Raw genomic sequence first — 19,434 nt, forward strand, 5'->3', positions numbered from 1 at the left:
CATCTCATTCGACGCTTCCTCGCGACGAAGTTCTTCCGATTATGCTTCACCTAACATTTTTTTTCATCCATTAAGTGAACATTGAGACAGGATTCAGGCAAATTTCAGCAATTGCACCTCATTTTCCCAATTCATTGCTAATTGTCCGATGTGCCGATACGTTACGTGATCGCGATCAATTGGGCTGGGGCGGACTCGATGGCTGGGCGGAGTGCGGGCGACTAGAGTTGCCGCTATGACTACTGTTGACCCGGCAACGATCGATACCTCTCGTGTTGCTGAACTATGCGCTGACCTGATTCGGATTGATACCTCCAACTATGGGCCCGATCCCCGCACGAAACCGGAACGTCCCGCAGCCGATTTCGTCGTCGATTACCTGAGGGAGTACGGGTACGAACCGGAGATCTACGAGTCTGAGCCGGGACGTGCCAGCGTTATTCTCCGCGTGCCGGGCGCAAACCCGGAGCTGCCCGCCCTCGTTCTTCATGGTCACCTCGATGTTGTGCCTGCGATCGTGGAGGACTGGACCGTTGACCCGTTCGGCGGGGTCATCAAGGACGGCTACCTGTGGGGCAGGGGAGCGGTCGACATGAAGAACATGGATGCTATGATCCTGACCGTGCTGGCGGACATGGCAACCCGCGGCTGGCAGCCCGAACGTGAACTGATCGTTGCCTTCTTCGCCGACGAAGAGGCTGGTGGCGTGCTCGGAGCGCAGTGGCTGGTTGACAACCATCCTGAACTGTTTGCTGGCGCAACCGAGGCGATCTCGGAAGTGGGTGGCTATTCGGTCCAGGTTGGTGGGCAGACCGTTTACCTCATCCAGACGGGCGAAAAGGGCATGAACTGGATGACACTGTCAGCCAAGGGGCGTGCCGGCCATGGTTCTCAAGTGAACGATGATAATGCGATCACGAAGCTCGCGACCGCCATCTCCCTCATCGGCCAAGAGCACTGGCCAATCGAACTAACTGACACGGTTCGAATCCTGCTTGAAAAAGTGGCGGAACTGACGGGACTGCCGTTCTCGGAAAACCCGGATGATCTGGCAGCTCTCGTCAAGGAACTGGGGCCGGCTTCACCGTTCGTTGGAGCTACCCTCAAGACCCAGGCCAACCCGACGCAGCTGAATGGCGGCTACAAGGTCAATGTCATTCCCGGTGTTGCCACGGCAGGCGTTGACATGAGGCCGATTCCGGGCACCGAGGATAAGGCCGAGTACGTGATTCGTGAACTGGCGGGCCCCGACATTGACGTGACATCGGTCGTTCGCACCTCGGGTTACGAGGTGCCCTTCGATGCTCCGCTGGTGGAAAAGATGGCGGCCTCAATTCTGGCTGAGGACCCCGACGCGATCATCGCTCCCTACCTGCTGTCGGGCGGGACCGATAACAAATCACTCATGCAACTCGGGATTACCGGCTACGGTTTTGTTCCGCTCGCGCTACCGGCTGACTACAACTTCTCCGCCATGTTCCACGGCAATGACGAGCGCGTTCCGCTCGCATCGCTTGAATTCGGTACGCGTACACTCGCACGCTTCCTCGCGGGCTAAGAAACTCTGCACGCAGACGTCTCAGTGACAGACACAGGGCCCGGCCGGACCGTTGAATGACGGACCGAGCCGGGCCCGAGGCTACCTTCTTCCACGTCCAAGGGAGCGAATCGGATGAGACGTGTGCTGGTTGCGCAGTGCGCCTCTCGACGGTAAGAAACGTATGAGCGACGGCAAGACACGTATGAGCCGAAAGCCGTCTCGTGACTCAGTTGAGTGTCCTTCGAGACTGAAGCGGTGGTAGGTTCCGCTCAGATATAAAAGACTCAGTTAGAAGCTCGATGTTTCGATCAACCTATGCGATCCCTTTCACAAAACTGATTGGGTGATGTTAGGATGGCTGAAACAAAATATGCACTACGGGATGGTAACGAAGGCTCGGCGCTAACAAATAACGGTTGCGCGGGCCTTTTTTCGTTCCCGGCCTGCGTGACAAGTCAACGAAGGAGTTACTGCACATGTCAAAAACACGCAGGATGAACAATATTTTCGGCCCCGATGGTCGATCGGTGTCACTCGCACTCGACGGTTTCGGGTTTGCGGAAAAGACTGCAGGTATTGACGATGCGGCACTGAAAGTGCCGGACATGGCAGAAGCCGGACTCGACAATGTGCTCGTCACCTACGGTCAGGCACGTAACTTCGCCGACTATTTCACCAATGTGGGATTGACCTTGCGCGTGGATGTGACCGCGGGCGTCTACGATGCTACTGTTCCGGACACGATGCCGGCCTTTGACGTGACAGATGCACTGAAGCTGGGTGCGGACGGCGTTGTCATCATGAACTTCCCCGGGGCCTTCAACGAGCGCGCCTCGAATGAACTCGCAACCCGGCTCGTCCGTCAATCCACCGAATGGAATGTGCCGTTCATGTGCGAAGCACTCCCGTTCGGTTACCCCGTCACCAGCCCAGAATCCGCGGACCCCGCGAAGATCGCGACCGCTGCACGCTTCAGCGAAGAACTCGGTGCCGACATTATCAAGACCCGATTCTCGGGAACCGATGAGGACCGGCTTATTGTCGATAACTGTACGGTCCCCGTCCTGGCACTGGGCGGGCCCAAATCCGATCACGAAACCTACTTCGGTTTCGTCCAACATGTCATCGCCTGCGGCGCAGCGGGTGTGGCGGTTGGCCGCAACATCACCCAAGACCCCAAACCCTTCGCCATGGTGTCTGCACTCGCCGCTCTCGTCCACGAAGATGCGACCGCACAGCAAGCCATGACCATCTACAACGAGAACAATGATTGAAATTCCCGAACGGACTGTCATCCCCTCAGTCCGCTACCTGAAAGAACTTGAGAAGGCGCTCGACAGCGCATCCCCCTACGTGCTCCTCACCAACGTGCACATCGGCAACCTTGAGGCGCTCGCCAAGAAATGCATCGCAGCTAGCCGGAAAGTCCTCGTCCACTGCGATCTCATCGGCGGCTTCCGACCCGACCGGCAGGGCATCAGGCTCCTGAAAAACATGTACGGCGTTGCCGGTGTGCTCACCCAGAGCGCACAGGTTGTCTCCTACGCACAAAAGGCCGGCATGATCGGAATCCTCCGGGTCTTCATCATGGATTCCCGCTCCCTTGAAAAGGGGCAGCAGGTCCTCGAAGACACCAGACCGGACGGAATCGAGATCCTGCCGGGAGCCATGGCAGACCGATACTGGGACCTGTTCGAACCTTACGCGGACACCTCCACCCTCATCGCCGGGGGCATGATCGTCACCGAAAAGGAAAGAGAAAATCTCTTTGCCTGCGGATATCGCGCCATCACCGTCTCCAGTCCAGGACTGTGGAAACCATCCAAATAGACGAGGTCTGCATCCAAGGGCCGGAGAGTTTTCGTCGAACACGGCGCTATCACGTGCCGAACAAACCTGACTTCACATGGCCAGGCTGTAGGGCAGGAGCAAGACAGGTACGAGGAAGCGCCGTAGCGCAACCGCTGCACGAAAGAGAACGGCGAACATTGGGCCCAGGAAACCTGCGAACGTTCTATCGTCCGGCACCCGAGTCACTCATCCATGATCCATAGAAATCCTAAGCACAGACACAATCCCAACCCCACAGGCAGCACCCAACCAACCCATCAACACAGCAACAGAGGAGTCAACGATGACTAATCGATATGTTCTCGGAATTGACAACGGTGGCACCGTCACCAAAGCAGCAATCTACGATGCTGAGGGAAAGATCTACGCACTCTCCCAAGCCCACCTCGAATCCCTCAACCCCCGCCCGCTCTTCACCGAACGCGACATCGACCAGTTCTGGGACGCCAATGTCACCGCGATCAAGAACGTCCTGAAAGAATCCGACATCGACCCGGCAGACATTGCTGCGCTCGCGGTCACGGGGCACGGCAACGGCATCTACTTCGCCCGCAAGGACGGCAGTGCACCCCGTCCGGGTGTCATTTCGACCGATGGCAGGGCGCAAGCATTTGTTGACCGGTGGCTCGCGGACCCGACCTACGATGAGCGAGTCCGCGCCAAGACCGGCTCAACCGTGTGGGCTGGCCAGCCACCTGCACTGCTTGCCTGGTTTGATGAGAACGAGCCCGAGCTGTTCGACAACGCCGACTACGTGCTGTCCGCGAAGGACTACATTCGGTTCCGCCTGACGGGCGAGGCAAAGATGGAGGTCTCGGACTCGTGCGGCATTGGTATCTCCAATGTCGTGACGAAGGAGCTCGACCGTGACCTCTTCGACTTCTATGGAATCTCCCGTTGGGCTGACAAGTTCCCGCCCTTCTGCGAATCTGCCGAGATTGCCGGTTACATTACCGATGAAGTTGCGGAGTTGACGGGACTCAGGGCGGGAACCCCGGTCGCTGGTGGCGTCATGGACGTGGCGGCAAGCGCTCTGGCTGCCGGTCTCGTCGACGAACACGAACTCACCGTCATCACCGGCACCTGGTCCATCAACGAAGTGCTGTCACGCGACGTCAACCTCGACTCCGATAATGAGGTGTGGCTGACTGTCCCGTACCCGGTGGACAACACCTACCTGTTCTTGGATGCGAGCCCGAACGGTGTTTCAAACCTCGACTGGTACATCAACTCCGTCATCCGCAAGGCCCTCAAGGCCTTCGGCCATGAGGACATTTCTGATGATGAGGTGTTTGCCGCATGCGAGAAGATGATCCACGACTTCACCCCCGAGAGTGAGGACCCCATCTTCCTGCCCTACATCAACGGCACCGACATCATCCCCGGCGGACGTGCAGGTTTTGTGGGAATGACCGGATACCACGACATCCGCCACCAGGTCCGCGCCGTGTACGAGGGCGTCATCTTCTCCCACCTGTACCACATCGAAAACCTCCGAGCCCACGATGAGAACCTGACCGGCCACGTCCGCTTCACGGGCGGTGCCGCGAATTCCAGCATCTGGCTCCAGATGTTTGCCGACGGGATCGGCAAACCCCTCGACATTGTCGATGCTGCCGAATCCGGAACTCTCGGTACGGCGATCTGTTCAGCGGTCGCAGCCGGACTGCACGAGGACGTCGCGAGCGCGGTACGCGCCATGACGTCAGCACCCCGCACAACGGTCGAACCGAATCCTGAATTCGCTGAACTGTTCGCGAAGCGTTACGAACGTTTCGTCTCGATTCTCGACACTATTACTCACCCGAAATAGGACACTCATGAATATTCTTGCCATTGCCGACGCCTTCATCCCCCTCGACATGCTCATCGAGGGCACGAGGGAACTGCACGAAGCCGGGCACGCCATCACCTACGTGGGATGGGAATCGGAATCGATCGAGAAACTCCAGGAAGTTAACCTCGCAGTCGAGCAGCACGGCCCGAACGGCGTGGAGCTTCCCGCCGACATCATTGCCAAGGCAGCCGAAGCCGAAGTCATCATTACCCAGTTCGCCCCGATTGGTGCCTCCGTCATCAACAACAGCCCGAACCTCAAGGTCGTTGGTGTGCTCCGCGGCGGTACGGAGAACGTTGATGCCGAGGCCGCAAAGGCCAAGGGTGTCCAGGTTGTCAACACGGGTGGGCGTAACGCTCGCGCGGTTGCCGAGTTCACGGTCGGCATGATTCTGGCTGAGACCCGCAACATTGCTCGCACCCATGCGGCGATGATGAACCATGTGTGGCTGAAAGACTTCCCGAACTCGGACAATATTTGGGAGCTCGAGGGACGCACCGTCGGCCTCATCGGAGCCGGCAACATCGGTCAGCTCGTCATGCGATTCCTCCAGGGAATGGATATGAACTGCCAGTTCTACGACCCTTACCTGGAGTCTTCCGAGTATGGCACGAAGGTGGACACCCTCGAGGAACTGGTCTCCACGAGCGATGTTGTCTCCCTTCACTCCCGCCTCACAGCGGACAACCACCACCTGGTTGATGAGAAGCTCCTCAACCTCATGAAGCCGAATGCTGTGCTCGTCAATACGGCACGTTCGGGACTCATTGACGAGGAGGCCCTGCTTTCCGCCCTTCGAGAGGGAAAGATTATGGGAGCCGCAATCGATACCTTTGATGAGGAACCGCTCGCAGCTGACTCGGAGTGGATGTCCCTACCAAACGTGACGATCACGTCGCACCTGGCGGGATCGACCCGGGACGCGTTCGCGAAGACACCGAAGCTACTGAGCGCCAAACTACTCGAACTTCTTGCAAAGGACTAAGAATGGATCTGCATCTCAACGGTAAACGTGCCCTCGTCACGGGAGGGGCCTCCGGCATGGGAGCCGCGCTCGTCAAGCTTCTTGCGGAGGAGGGCGCCAGCGTTGCGCTCAACTACCGCAGCCGTGAAGACGAAGCACGGGCCATGGCTGATTCGATCGACGGCACCGTCGTTCCCATTCACGCCGACCTTTCCCAGCGGGACCAGACACGGAACCTCTTCGACAAGTCGGTTGAAGCACTGGGTGGGCTCGACATTCTCGTCAACAATGCTGGCCTGTGGCTCACCGCCAACATTGGCGAATTCGACGAGAAGCTGTGGGATGACACGATCGAGGTCAATCTCGGTGCCCCCATGCTCCTCTCGCAGCTGTTTATTTCCCACTGCACCGGGCAGGAGCGTCCCGGCAGGATCCTCAACATCACGTCGCAGGCCGCGTTCCGTGGCTCGTCGACCGGTCACGTCCCGTATGCGACCGCGAAGGGCGGCCTGGTGACCATGACGAGGTCACTGGCGCGCGAGATGGGAAATAACGGGATCACGGTCAACTGCCTCGCAATTGGCACCATGGAATCCCCGATGATTGCGGACGCTTTGGAGGACAAGAGGGAGTTCTACGAGGCACGCATCCCGATCGGATACGTGGCCTCAGCCGAACAGATTGCCTCCGTCGCAACATTCCTCGTATCGGAAAAGTCGGGATACATGACCGGAGCAACCATCGACGTCAGTGGCGGGCAGCTCCTGCACTGAGCCCTGTCACAAGAGGGAACTGAGTAACGGTCGCGGCGGGAAGAGAATAGGGGCCACACCCAACCTTCCCGCCGCGTCCTCCTCTCACCAGGGAGAGGTCTTGCGGGACAAACTGTGGAAATGCCAGAACAAAACTCCACGCACATGTTTGTCACCAAGCTGATGTTAACGACAGTGTAGTTCACCGTGCCGACAAAGTCTTTGAGAGTTCTTGATCTTGTCGTTTTTCTTAGATCAATGGTCGCTTGAGCGCATGAGTAACCAATGTTTGGTAGTCGTTCTTCCTTGCACGATTTCTTGAGAGCCGGGCGTGCCCCCATGCCATTTTCGAGATAGGATCTTGACATGATTGATCCGCGTACCGCACTTGATCGCCTCATTGGGGCTCTTGAAGCGTTTCACGATACCGCCGCAAACACGCAGGACCCCGATGCCGACTCGGTCATCGAAGCAATGGATAACCTTGCTGACGCCTACCTGGTGTACGACGACTCCGTCTTCACGAATTACGGGATTGAACTTCCGTTCGACGTGTACGAGGACGAGGATCATGACGACGAAGACGACGATGATGAAGACTACTTTGACGATGATGATAACGACTTCGAGGATGACTTCGATGACGACGATCTTGAGCCGTTAGACGACTAAGATGTCGACGACATAACTGTTTGCGGTGGGGACAGTTTCCAGAAACGGAACTGTCCCCACCGCTTTACCTTAAGATTTTGGATGAAATGCCAGGGTTTAGAACCGCTCGGGATATCCCCACGTCTGAGAAGTGACGTCGGTCAGGGCTTCGAGGACAGCGTCCGGCATTTCTTCATCCAAATCGGCGAGGATCGCATTGAGCTGGGCCGCGGTGCGGGGGCCGATGAAGGCAACGGACACGTGGGGGCGAGACAGCACCCAGGCGAGGGACACGGTCGCAATGTCGACTCCGAGTCCGTCCGCCGCTGTCGCGATTGCCTCGACGATCTGCCGGGACTTGTCACCCAGATAGGGTTCGACAAAGCTCGCAAAGTGTGGGGAGGCGGCACGGGAGTCGGGTGGGATCGAGTGTCGGTAGCGGCCGGCGAGAACCCCGCGACCTAGAGCCGACCAGACCATGATGCCCGCCTGGGCATGCTCCGCGAACGGAATGAGTTCGCGTTCGATGCCGCGTTGCAAAAGGTTGTATTCGACATGTAGTGCGGACAGCCTGACGCCTCGCTCGGCCAGGAGTGTCGACATGATTCCCGCATACCACCCCGGGCAGTTTCCGAGCCCAACCCCGTGGATGAGTCCCCGGTGGGTGAGAGCGGCGAGTGCGTCGGCCGTTTCTTCGTAGTGGGTTGACTGGTCGGGTGCCGCCAGGATGAGGGTGTCAATCCAGTCGGTGCCGAGAGTCGCCAGCGATGCTGTCACGGACCTCTCGAGACTGGACCGGGAGGCATCAACGCCATCGGGTCCAAGACCGGCCCGGGACACGATGTGGAGGGTATCTCGATCGACGTGGGATTGGAGAAGCTCGCCGAGCACATGCTCTGCTTCTCCACCCCCGAAATAGGGTGAGCTATCAATAACGGAACCGTTTGCATCTAGAAACATGTCGAGTTGCTGTTCCGCATCATCCGGCGTTGTGTCGCGTCCCCATGTGAGGGTACCGAGCCCGAGGGCTGTGACATAGGTACCGATCGAACCAAGCTTGCGTTTTCTCACACTGTGAGCCTACTGCATGAGCCGTGGGAGAGGCTTAAGGTATCGCTATGGGAATTATTGAAGCGGTCATTCTTGGCTTCGTTCAGGGACTGACCGAGTTCCTGCCAATCTCTTCATCCGCGCATTTGCGCATCGTGGGGGAGCTGTTCCCTTCACTGGGGGATCCGGGAGTGACGTTCACGGCAGTGGTCCAGATCGGCACCGAACTGGCTGTCGTCCTCTATTTCCGCCACGATATTTGGCGGATTATTAAAGCTTGGTTCAACGCTTTGCCGTTCGGCCCGTGGAAGGACCGCACGCCCGCGGATCCGCACGATGCTCGCATGGGCTGGATCGTGATAATTGGCACAATCCCGATTGTGGTGCTCGGTCTTTTCCTGGAAGACGCGATCGATTCCGTCTTCCGCAACCTCTACCTCACTGCCCTCATGCTCGCCCTATTTGCGGTGTTTTTGGGCCTCGCAGACCGCCTCGGCAAGCAGCGCCTAGGCGAAACTGATCTGTCGATGAAGGACGGCCTGATCCTGGGCTTTGCCCAATCAATGGCACTGATTCCCGGTGTTTCTCGTTCGGGTGGCACGATCACGATCGGCTTGCTTTTGGGATACACGAGGGAAGCTGCGGCACGCGTTTCCTTCCTGCTCGCAATTCCTGCGGTGCTCGGCTCGGGACTTTACCGACTGATTTCTGACGATGGTTCCGGCCCTCAAGTTGGAGCCACACCCACGCTCGTGGCAACTGTGGTGTCCTTCATTGTTGGTTACATAGTCATCGTCTGGTTCCTTAAGCTGATCTCAACCAAGTCTTATCTCCCGTTCGTTCTCTATCGCCTGACACTCGCCGCAGTCGTCGTTGCTCTGCTGGCAATGGGCGTGCTGGAGGCACTGTGACCAGAAAGGTTTCTATGCGTTCGTGGCCGGCTCCGCAAGTCCCCTCTCTGCCGGGGACTGCGCCCACCTTGCGTGTACTCGACACTCGTACTGGAGAGCGGGTGTCCGTAACCGGTTCGGATGCCAATCTGTACGTATGCGGGATTACCCCGTACGACGCGACCCATCTCGGTCATGCCTTCACCTACGTATCGTTCGATATTCTGGTGCGCACGTGGTTGGACGCCGGACTCAACGTGAACTACGCCCAGAACATCACCGACATTGATGATCCGCTGTTCGAACGTGCCGAAGAAACCGATGTGTCGTGGCGGGAGCTGGCCGATTCTCAGATTGAGCTCTTCCGTACGGACATGGAGACCCTCAACGTCATCCCACCCACCAACTGGGTTGCTGTATCCGAGATTATTGATCCTCTCGTTGACGAAGTGAAGGAACTGATCGAGGAAGGCCGCGCATACGGCCTCACCGAGGACGGCCGCACCGACTACTACCTCGAGACGAGCGACGACGACTATCGTTCCTACCACCTGGAGGGCATGGATCTCATTTCAGTGTTCCGGGAAAACGGGGGAGACCCCGACCGTCCGGGCAAGAAGCATCCGCTCGACCCGATCATCTGGAAGGGCGTCAAGGACGGCGACTTCCAGTCCGAAGGAGCTCGGGCAGGTGCGTGGCGTCCGGGCTGGCACATCGAATGCGCTCTCATCGGACGCGACTACCTGGGCGAGACGGTCGATATTCAGGGCGGCGGCGCCGACCTTGTCTTCCCGCACCAGGAAATGTCGCTGCTGCACATGGCTGACTTCCACCCCGAGGTCAACGTGCGGGGGCAGATGAACATCGGCATGGTCGCCTTCGAGGGCCACAAGATGAGCAAATCGCTCGGCAACCTCGTCCTCGTTTCCCGTCTCCTGCAACGTGGTTTTGAACCCATGGTGGTGCGTCTCGTACTTCTTGGTCACCTGTGGAACTCGGACTGGGAGTACACGGATGAGGACCTGGACCGTGCCGAGCGCCGGTTGACCCGCTGGCGTCGCGTTCACCACACGGGTGGTGCCGGTGCCGCGGAACTTCTGGCCAAGGTCCGCGAACGGCTCTCCGACAATCTCGACACCCCGGGCGCCCTCGCGGTGATCGATGAGTGGGCGGAAACGAACGAATACAACGACGACCGCGATGGTGCCGCACTGTTCAAGGACATGTGCCAGGCACTCCTGGGAGTCAGCCTGTCGTGAGCATCGCGGCCCTCCTCTGGGCCCTGATTCTCGCACTGTCGGCCGCCACCAGCGTCAGGGGAATGCCACGATCGATGCTGGGGCAGATGCGGGACCTGCATCTGCCCTCACCCCTCATGAGGCCGGCTGTTGCATGGGCGCACCTAGCCACTCAGCTTCTGCTCGTTGTGGGACTCGTCTTTGCTCGCGGCATCACTGCCTGGGTGGTAGGCGGTGCAGGAGTTCTTCTCGCAGCGATCTATCTGGTGCTCATTATCCGGGCCAGGGGGAGCGTGTGCGCGTGCCTGTCAGTCAGGCCCCGCCCGATCACGAATCTGACCGTGCTGCGAAACGTGGCAATTCTCGTGCTTGCGATCATGGGGCTGGGCTGGACCTACACGGGACTGGTCGAGCTCCTTGCCTTTGTTCCCTTTGCCGTTGTCATCGCCTGCGAAGTGGTATCAGCATCACGCCACTACCGCGTATAGTCACGCCTTCAACAGCGTGAAACCTGTCTGGTTAGGCGTTAGTTTGGTTCTGCTTAAGTTAGAGCAACCCTTCTGAGCTTCGCGACGCCCTCCTCGCTCATGGGTGGTTCCTGACCACCAAAGGCTGGGCAGATGTCCTTGAAATTGCACCAGTCGCACAGTTTTGAGGTGCGGGGCGGGAACTGCCCCTGATCGAGGCAGTCCAGGATCTGATTCCAGATCCCGACGATGTTCTCTTCGACCTGGGTGCTGTCGTTTGCGTCAGTCCAGTAGGTCAGAGTTGAGTCCGAACCGAGGTAGATGATCTGGGACTGGAGTGGTTCTTTGTCCTGGTCGTACTTGAGGAGCAGACCGTACGCTCTCATCTGGAACAGTGCCTCGTTCTGATACATCGGCCCGGGCATCTTCCCCGTCTTATAGTCCACGACCCTCAAGTCACCCGATGGCGCAACATCGACACGGTCAATAACACCGCGGAAACGGATCCCCGAGTCCAGCTCAACGGTGATCATCCGTTCCCGATTGGAACGGGAGGGATTGAGCATGGTCGGATTTTCCCGATTGAAATACGTGCGCACCAGGTTCCGTGCCGAATCCAGCCACTCACTGAAAGACTCTTCTTCAAACAGCTTCTGAACTTCGGGATCGCGTTCAACCAGAGCGGCCCACTGCGGCTCCAGAAGATTGGTTGCCTGATGAACGGTGCGATCCTGGGCAGGCAGATCGAACAGGTGCTCGAGTACGGAATGGACGAGGGTGCCCTTCGTGGCGGCCGACGAGGGCGGCTCGGGAATCCTGTCGATCACCCGGTAACGGAACTTGAGCGGGCACTGCTTGAAGTCATTCAGTCGAGATACTGAAAGAGCTGGTTGGTAACGCATGTGACTAGCCTAGCGAAGGGACGGTGAGGAACAGTCGGTAGACTGGTCCACTGTGACTATTCATCCCTCAGGTGCCGACCGGCGACGCGGCCCCTTCCGTGCGGGAGAGCGAGTGCAGCTCACCGATGTGAAGGGCAGAAAATATACCACCATGCTCACCCACGACGGCTACTTCCAGTCCGGACGCGGCAGGCTCCGACACAGCGCCATCATTGGCCAGCCGGAAGGCTCCGTGCTGGATACGAATGACGGGCACCGGCTCCTCGCGCTCCGCCCCCTTATCAGCGACTACGTCCTCTCCATGCCACGCGGTGCCACACCCATCTACCCCAAAGACGCAGCCCAGATCATTTCCGTGGCAGACGTGTTCCCGGGCGCAAAGGTTGTTGAGGCAGGCGTTGGTTCGGGTGCGCTCACACTCTCGCTCCTGGAAGCCACCGGACCGGACGGTCACGTTCATTCCGTTGAGCGGCGCGAAGAATTTGCCACCATCGCCGTCGGCAATGTCGAAAGCTGGTATGGGGACACGATTCCGCCGTGGACTGTGGAACTCGGTGACCTGAACGACGTGCTGAGGGATATGGAAGCCCAGTCCGTCGATCACGTGTTACTGGACATGCTCGCCCCCTGGGAGAACCTCGACGAAGCTGTTCGCGTGCTTCGTCCCGGAGGTGTCATTCTCGCGTACGTCGCTACGACCACGCAAATGTCACGATTCGTTGAAGACCTGCGGAAAACCTTTTCTTTCACGGAAGCCGAAGCAACAGAAACTTTGGTGCGTACGTGGCACTTGGAGGGGTTGGCCGTCCGTCCGGATCACCGGATGGTTGCGCACACCGGATTCCTCATCACGGCACGCAGGCTCGCACCCGGAAGCGAACCGCTGCTGGAGAAGCGACGTCCTGCGAAACTTGCCTATTCGGACACCATGCCATGGGAAGACGAGAGCCCCCCTCCCATGACCGAGCCCGAGATGTCTCCCAAGAAGCTCCGCAGGGTGCTGCGCGACATCAATCAGCGGCGCCTCATGGAACAAACCGGCTCCTCTCACATCCCCGAAGAGGACGAAAACGCCGATCAGCTCCCCGACGTCGCTACGGCCGATCCGGATAGCGATAACGAAGAAACGAACGAGCGCCGCTGAGTTTTCTGATCCGAGCACAAGGTCCGATCTCCGAGCACGAGAGCCAAACTCCGGGCACAAGTTCCGGGTACAGAATACTGTGACAAGAACCGTGTGCGGGGTTTGGGGCGGCATTGCCGGTGGTGCATGACAGGTGTGCCGGTGTGTGTGGTTGAGAGTTTGCAGCGCGCGATACCTACTCCTATGGAAACCAAGGTGGTGCCTGTCCACCATGCCAGCACTCCGAAGGCCCACCAACGCATAAGGAGTATGCTCGAGGAATATTGTCCAGGTGGTGTCCGCTCAGGCGTGGGCTGACCCACGTCGACACGTGCCTGGAGCTGCGAGATACTGGAATGACCAGATGAGAGGAAGTTGATGAGCTCAGCGAGCAGTACGAACGAGCAGGTGACGCTCCTCATCCGTCAGAATGAGAAGCTGGCCGCGGCACTTGCCGGGGCTCGTGAGGAACTGAAGAAGATGGACGAGCGGCTCGAAGCACTCGCCTCCCCGCCCAGCCCCTACGGCATCTTCATCTCCTCCGCACTCGACAACACCGCACGGATCCTCCTGAGCGGGCGGTACATGCAGGTGACCGTTGATCGCGGTGCGGGAACGCTCCGCCCCGGGCAAATCCTCCGCATGTCAGAGCAGCTCGTCGTCCTGGAAGGTCTCGGATTCCCCGAGACCGGTGATGTTGTGACCGCCAAGCTCATCATCGGCAAGGACCGGGTCCTCGTGACTACGAACCATGCCGAGCAGGTACTCCGCATCGCCGACCCACTCATCGCACAAAATATTCGACCCGGCGATTCACTCCGTGCCCACCTCGAGTACGGCTTCGTGTACGAACTGCTCGAAAGGCCGGATGTCGAAGAGCTCCTGCTCGAAGAAATCCCCGACATCTCCTACTCCGACATTGGCGGACTCGGTCCCCAGATCGAACAGATCCGAGACTCGGTCGAAATGCCGTTCGAGCACCCCGAGCTCTACCGTGACCACGGACTCAAACCACCGAAGGGCGTTCTTCTCTACGGGCCTCCCGGATGCGGAAAGACACTCATCGCCAAGGCCGTCGCCACGAGCCTCGCTGACACGACGGGTGACGACCGCGCCTACTTCCTCAACGTCAAAGGCCCCGAACTCCTCGACAAGTACGTCGGTGAAACCGAACGCCAGATCCGAGAGATCTTTGAGCGCGCTCGTGAACGAGCTTCGGGCGGATACCCGGTCGTCATTTTCTTTGACGAGATGGAAGCTCTCTTCCGGACCCGTGGTAGCGGTGTGTCCTCCGATGCGGAGACAACGATCGTGCCTCAGTTGCTTGCGGAGATTGATGGCGTTGAATCGCTTGATAATGTGATCGTCATCGGTGCCTCCAACCGCGAGGACATGATCGACCCCGCGATCCTGCGCCCCGGACGCCTCGATATCAAGATCCGGATCGAACGACCCACGCGCGACGGTGCTGCCGACATCATGGCCAAGTACCTGACCGCGGACCTGCCGATCCACGAAACCGAACTGGCCCGCAACGGATCGCCGCAGGGGGCAGTCTCCGCGATGATCAACACGGCCATCGATGCTCTCTTCGCTCGCGTGCCAGAAACCGAGTACGTCGAGATCACGTATGCCGATGGTGCAATCGAAACCCTCTACCTTTGCGACTTTGCCTCCGGCGCGATGATCGCGGGTCTCGTTGATCGAGCCAAGACCCTTGCCATCAAGGAACTGCTCAACACCGGCGAGCGCGGGATCAAGACTCAGCACCTGCTGACAGCGCTCGACCAGGAGATCCGCCAGAACGAAGACATCGCTGGTGTCACGAACCCGGATGAATGGGCCAGGGTTAATGGACGCCCGAACCGCCGCGTCACCTTCGTTCGCTCCCTCGCGGGCCAGCACCAGGCCCGGCAGGAACTGGAACCCGCATCAAACGCAAGGGCACACGGCGCGGATCACGCTTCGGGTGGTAGGAGTGAGGGTGACGACCTTTCGTCGCCCGCGCATTCGTTTGAAGGTGTTGATTGGGGAGGGAAGCTGTGACCGTTCGCCGCGTCATCGGTACCGAAACCGAGTTTGGGATCCTGGCAGACCAGCCGATCAATCCGATCCAATATTCCGCCTACATTGTCGACGCGTACGCGAGCGCCGGTGAGGGAAGTCCGTCCGGCCCCATCCGGTGGGACTATCGGGGTGAGGATCCGTTGAACGATGCTCGCGGCTACCGCATTGAGCGAGCAGCTGCCGATCCGTCCATGCTCACCGATAATCCGAATGCCATGGCGCCATCGGGCCCGACGAGCGTGCGGCGTCCAAGCGAGGCGGAACTGGAGTTGCCGCGCGCCTCCAACACCGTCCTCACCAACGGCGCCCGCTTCTATGTTGATCATGCTCACCCTGAGTATTCGGGCCCCGAAACTCTTGGTCCACTCGATGCGGTGCTGTACGACAGGGCGGGGGAGCACATCGCACGGGACGCGATGGATATCCTTGCCGGGCAGGGCACGCAGGCCACGCTGTATAAGAACAATGTTGACGGTAAGGGCGCGACCTACGGTTCGCACGAAAACTACCTCGTCGATCGCAACGTCGATTTTGATGATCTCGTTGCCGCACTGGTTCCCTTCTTTGTCACCCGCCCGGTCCTGTGCGGAGCGGGACGCGTTGGCCTTGGTCAACGATCCGAGGAGCCGGGGTTCCAGATCTCTCAGCGTGCAGACTACGTCGAGAACGATATTGGGCTGGAAACGACCTTTAATCGCCCTATCATCAACACCCGCGACGAACCGCATGCCGCATCAAACTGGCGCCGCCTCCACGTGATAGGTGGGGACGCGAACCTGTTCGATTACTCGAACTTCCTCAAGTTCGGCACCACGTCGGCTGTGCTGTGGTTGCTTGAGAACGGGGGAGCGGGCCTCGAGCTCGATTCCCTCGCTATTGCGAGCCCGGTGTGGGAGACGCAGGAAGTCTCTTACGACACGAGCCTCACCCACAAGATCGCACTCCGGGATGGTAGTAGTGCGACGGCACTGGAAATCCAGGCTCACTACGCTCGTATGTGCCGCACCGCCATGACCGCAGCCGGCGAACTCGATGACGAAACCCGCTTCCTGCTCGACACGTGGGACGAGGTGATTGAATTGCTTTCTACCGACGTGTATTCGGCCGCGAGCAAGATCGAGTGGGTGGCGAAGATGCAGATGCTCGAGGGGCTTCGTTCGCGCGGCAACCTCCCCTGGAATGATCCCAAGGTCGTGGCTTTCGACCTGCAGTGGCACGATCTGAGGGCTGGACGTTCGATCGTGGACCGCCTCGATCGGGCCGGACGTATCGATCGTCTCTTCACACCAGATCAAGTCTTTAACGCGGCGACGAACCCGCCGGAGAACACTCGCGCATTCGTGCGCGGTTCCCTGATCAAGACCTATCCCGGTCAGGTGCATGCCGCATCGTGGGATTCGATCACGGTTGAGACGGGGGAGGAATCCCTCCTGCGTATCCCGACCTTGAACCCCCTGGCAGGAACGAAGGAACTCGTTGGTGATGCACTGAATGCACCGACGATCGCAACTTTTCTTAACACACTGAGGAGCTAGCCATGCAGGAAAGAATCAGTAAGCAAACACAGACGCAGAAGAACGCACCCCAGGAGGTGCAGGCGAAGTCCATCGAACACGAAGGCATCGATTCACTGCTGGACGAGATCGATTCCGTGCTCGAAACCAACGCTGAAGCATTCGTGCAGGGCTTCGTCCAAAAGGGCGGACAGTGATCCCGAAAAGGGTCATGGGAGTGGAGACCGAATACGGTCTCACCAGCGCCACGACCACGGGCGAACCCTCCCAACTCACGGGTGAAGAATCAGCCCAGATACTGTTCCGCAAGGTCGTGGAGTGGGGCAGGTCCACCAACACCTTCCTCAGCAACGGTTCACGACTCTACCTTGATGTTGGAGCGCACCCCGAGTACGCATCCGCAGAGTGCGTCTCGATCACCGATCTCGTTGCCCTCGACCGGGCAGGTGACCTCATCTACCAGTCGATGGCAGATGATGCGAACGCGAAGCTCGCGGAAGAGGGCTCGATCGAGCGACTGCACCTGATCAAGAACAATGTTGATTCCGCAGGGAACTCATACGGCTGTCACGAGAACTACCTGCTCCGCAGGAGACGCGACTTCCGTTCCCGTGTCGACTCCCTCATTCCCTTCTTCATCACCCGCCAAGTCCTCACCGGTGCCGGGCACATCCGCCGTCAACCAGACGGCGCGACCTTCGAACTGTCGCAGCGTGCGGACCACATGTGGGACGCCATCTCCTCCGCCTCGACCCGGTCCCGTCCGATCGTCAATACCCGCGACGAACCCCACGGTGATATCGAGATGTATCGCCGCATGCACGTCATTGTGGGAGATACGAACATGTCCCAGACCGTGACGGCACTGAAATTTGCGATGACCGAGATGCTGCTCGTCATGCTTGAAGACGGCGTCATCATGCCGAAGCAGAAGCTCCGCGATCCCATGCAGGCAATCCGGGACATCTCCCACGACATCACCCTGACCGCGCGGGTGGAGTTGGAAGATGGAGGGTACCGGACCGCTCTCGAGATCCAACGTGAATTCGCTGAGGCAGCTCACTCGCACTATGAGTCCCTCAACTACTTCACAGAACTCGACGAGACCCGAATATCGCTCGCAAACCTCTGGCTCGAGGCACTCGATGCGCTCGAGCAGCGCAACCTCGACAAGGTGTCGACCAAGCTTGACTGGGTGGCGAAACTTCACCTGCTTGACCGGTACCGGACCAAGGCCGGCACCGGATGGGACGATCCGAGACTGGCACGCCTTGAGCTCGCCTACCACGATATTTCACCCACCTCGGGACTCTTCCTCACCATGACAAACCAGGGCCTGCTCGACCGGCTCGTGTCAGAAGAGACCGCCCGCCACTTTGTTGACCACCCGCCCGCAACCACCCGTGCGGCACTGCGCGGCAAGTTCGTCAAGGCAGCGACCGATGCTCGCAGGGACTTCATGGTGGACTGGATGAATCTGCGCCTACTGGAGGCGGATGGGGCGCGCACCGTTGTGCTCAAGGACCCGTTCTCGGCGGTGGATGAGCGGGTGGATGAACTCCTGGAGCACGTGTGAAACGTGTCCTCGCCACACTCGTTCTAGCCCTGGGAGCCTGCTCCCAGGGACCGGGCGAGGAGCCGACTGATGATACCCCTTTCTCAGTCGAAACCGGGGGAGACCTCGGTTCCCCTACCATCACCACCGTGTCGGGAGAGCTCCCGAGCGAGCAAACCCGCCTCGTTGAGGAGGGAAGCGGGAGAGCCATCGCGGCCGACACAACCATCCTCTACACCGCAACTTCTTTTGATGACGATGGTCAGGTCCTTGCGGGAGGTGACATCATCCTCGGCCCAGCAGAAGAATCGCCCCTGGAGACGATCGGTGAGAGCGAGGGTACACGGATCATCGAGGTGAATCCCCAGGAGGGCGGAGCCGAAATCATTGTCCTCGACCTGCTCTACACCACCGCCCACGGCGAGGATCGCGAGATCACGAGCGAACCGGTGATCCAAGTAAACGAAGCCGGAGTGCCCGAACTGTCGGGCCCCGGCACAGTCAACTCTCTGAGCACCACAATCGCCATCCGAGGCACCGGCCCCCAGATTGCAGCGGATGACGAAGTTTACGTTCAATACTCCCTGTACGAGGCGTCCACGGGGGACCTCCTGGACTCGACCTGGGAGCAGGGCCCCATCCTGCTGGATCTGGAGGGAACCATGGAGGGGATCAGAACCGGGGTAACCGAAACACCGGTTGGTTCACGGCTTCTCATCAAGATCCCGGCCGGACAAGCCCAGGGCACACGCGATCTCATCGCGATTGTCGACCCCCTCGCAATCAACTGAAGCACGCAGCCTCACAAACCAAGTTTTCCTGAACTGTGGTGACAACGATCAAACGCTCGTAATGATAGTGGTCGATATTGTGCGAAACGGGCGACCCACCCATGTCGACGGAAGCGGCACGTCAAATCACTGGCAAAGTCCGAGTGAGCCAGTCAGGACGGATGTGACCAAACATAACCATCCACCAGATGGCCGAGAGGGCTTACCTGGGGCCCTGCGCGTTACCATGACGTGGCGAAAGG

18 protein-coding genes are annotated in these 19,434 nt (G+C 59.1%); 16 read left to right on the forward strand and 2 right to left on the reverse strand.

Translation table 11 applies throughout. The features are described 5' to 3' along the window. The first annotated feature begins 235 nt into the window (after positions 1-235). The 7 genes from BN1241_RS10785 to BN1241_RS10815 all read left to right on the forward strand — a co-directional run bounded on the left by BN1241_RS10785 (position 236) and on the right by BN1241_RS10815 (position 7,616). Positions 236-1,558 carry a M20/M25/M40 family metallo-hydrolase gene (locus BN1241_RS10785; protein WP_054953575.1) on the forward strand — a complete coding sequence of 441 codons (1,323 nt, stop codon included), beginning with the start codon at positions 236-238 and terminating at the stop codon, positions 1,556-1,558. A 458-nt stretch (positions 1,559-2,016) separates the two neighbouring features. Continuing rightward, positions 2,017-2,814: a class I fructose-bisphosphate aldolase gene (locus BN1241_RS10790; RefSeq protein WP_054953576.1), complete on the forward strand. Its 798-nt coding sequence runs from the start codon at positions 2,017-2,019 to the stop codon at positions 2,812-2,814. Then, complete coding sequence (locus BN1241_RS10795) at positions 2,807-3,370, forward strand: glycerol-3-phosphate responsive antiterminator (RefSeq protein WP_054953577.1); 564 nt, start codon at positions 2,807-2,809, stop codon at positions 3,368-3,370. The genes BN1241_RS10790 and BN1241_RS10795 overlap by 8 nt, the downstream gene beginning before the upstream one ends. Positions 3,371-3,674: 304 nt before the next feature. Further along, entirely contained in the window at positions 3,675-5,204 is a 1,530-nt protein-coding gene (locus BN1241_RS10800; RefSeq protein WP_054953578.1) for an FGGY-family carbohydrate kinase, read from the forward strand. 7 nt (positions 5,205-5,211) lie between these two features. Continuing rightward, a complete protein-coding gene (locus tag BN1241_RS10805; protein WP_054953579.1) occupies positions 5,212-6,213 on the forward strand; it encodes a 2-hydroxyacid dehydrogenase in 1,002 nt (333 codons plus the stop codon). Positions 6,214-6,215: 2 nt separating this feature from the next. Further along, complete coding sequence (locus BN1241_RS10810; protein WP_054953580.1) at positions 6,216-6,965, forward strand: SDR family NAD(P)-dependent oxidoreductase; 750 nt, start codon at positions 6,216-6,218, stop codon at positions 6,963-6,965. A gap of 345 nt (positions 6,966-7,310) precedes the next feature. Continuing rightward, on the forward strand, positions 7,311-7,616 hold the full coding sequence (locus tag BN1241_RS10815) for a hypothetical protein (RefSeq protein ID WP_054953581.1): 306 nt from the start codon (positions 7,311-7,313) through the stop codon (positions 7,614-7,616). A gap of 96 nt (positions 7,617-7,712) precedes the next feature. On the opposite strand, the gene BN1241_RS10820 is transcribed toward BN1241_RS10815, so the two are convergent. Beyond that, a complete protein-coding gene (locus BN1241_RS10820) occupies positions 7,713-8,666 on the reverse strand; it encodes an aldo/keto reductase (RefSeq protein ID WP_054953582.1) in 954 nt (317 codons plus the stop codon). A 47-nt stretch (positions 8,667-8,713) separates the two neighbouring features. Between BN1241_RS10820 and BN1241_RS10825 the strand changes: the two genes are divergently transcribed. From BN1241_RS10825 to BN1241_RS10835, 3 genes are all read left to right on the forward strand, one after another. Next, positions 8,714-9,556 (forward strand): undecaprenyl-diphosphate phosphatase, encoded by an 843-nt coding sequence (locus tag BN1241_RS10825; protein ID WP_082418333.1) that lies wholly within the window; start codon positions 8,714-8,716, stop codon positions 9,554-9,556. 101 nt (positions 9,557-9,657) lie between these two features. Then, complete coding sequence (locus BN1241_RS10830; RefSeq protein WP_230198311.1) at positions 9,658-10,794, forward strand: hypothetical protein; 1,137 nt, start codon at positions 9,658-9,660, stop codon at positions 10,792-10,794. Then, a complete protein-coding gene (locus BN1241_RS10835; protein WP_054953585.1) occupies positions 10,791-11,261 on the forward strand; it encodes a MauE/DoxX family redox-associated membrane protein in 471 nt (156 codons plus the stop codon). The genes BN1241_RS10830 and BN1241_RS10835 overlap by 4 nt, the downstream gene beginning before the upstream one ends. Before the next feature lie 53 nt (positions 11,262-11,314). On the opposite strand, the gene BN1241_RS10840 is transcribed toward BN1241_RS10835, so the two are convergent. Next, entirely contained in the window at positions 11,315-12,142 is an 828-nt protein-coding gene (locus BN1241_RS10840) for a RecB family exonuclease (RefSeq protein WP_054953586.1), read from the reverse strand. 52 nt (positions 12,143-12,194) lie between these two features. Here BN1241_RS10840 and BN1241_RS10845 point away from each other — a divergent pair, with 52 nt between their 5' ends. The 6 genes from BN1241_RS10845 (at position 12,195) to BN1241_RS10865 (ending at position 19,192) form a co-directional block, all read left to right on the forward strand. Next, the gene (locus BN1241_RS10845; protein WP_230198312.1) at positions 12,195-13,286 is read left to right on the forward strand and encodes a tRNA (adenine-N1)-methyltransferase; all 1,092 of its coding nucleotides are present in this window, start codon (positions 12,195-12,197) and stop codon (positions 13,284-13,286) included. Positions 13,287-13,643: 357 nt separating this feature from the next. After that, on the forward strand, positions 13,644-15,311 hold the full coding sequence (gene arc, locus BN1241_RS10850; RefSeq protein ID WP_077138368.1) for a proteasome ATPase: 1,668 nt from the start codon (positions 13,644-13,646) through the stop codon (positions 15,309-15,311). After that, entirely contained in the window at positions 15,308-16,867 is a 1,560-nt protein-coding gene (dop, locus tag BN1241_RS10855) for a depupylase/deamidase Dop (RefSeq protein ID WP_054953587.1), read from the forward strand. The genes arc and dop overlap by 4 nt, the downstream gene beginning before the upstream one ends. 2 nt (positions 16,868-16,869) lie before the next feature. Then, positions 16,870-17,043, forward strand: coding sequence for a ubiquitin-like protein Pup (locus tag BN1241_RS12430; protein ID WP_077138369.1), 174 nt, complete (start codon positions 16,870-16,872; stop codon positions 17,041-17,043). After that, positions 17,040-18,422: a Pup--protein ligase gene (gene pafA / locus BN1241_RS10860; protein WP_230198313.1), complete on the forward strand. Its 1,383-nt coding sequence runs from the start codon at positions 17,040-17,042 to the stop codon at positions 18,420-18,422. Before BN1241_RS12430 ends, pafA begins: the two co-directional genes overlap by 4 nt. Next, positions 18,419-19,192, forward strand: coding sequence for an FKBP-type peptidyl-prolyl cis-trans isomerase (locus tag BN1241_RS10865; protein ID WP_054953588.1), 774 nt, complete (start codon positions 18,419-18,421; stop codon positions 19,190-19,192). The genes pafA and BN1241_RS10865 overlap by 4 nt, the downstream gene beginning before the upstream one ends. Positions 19,193-19,434: the final 242 nt, after the last annotated feature.

This window comes from Flaviflexus massiliensis, from assembly GCF_001375495.1.
GTDB lineage: Bacteria > Actinomycetota > Actinomycetes > Actinomycetales > Actinomycetaceae > Flaviflexus > Flaviflexus massiliensis.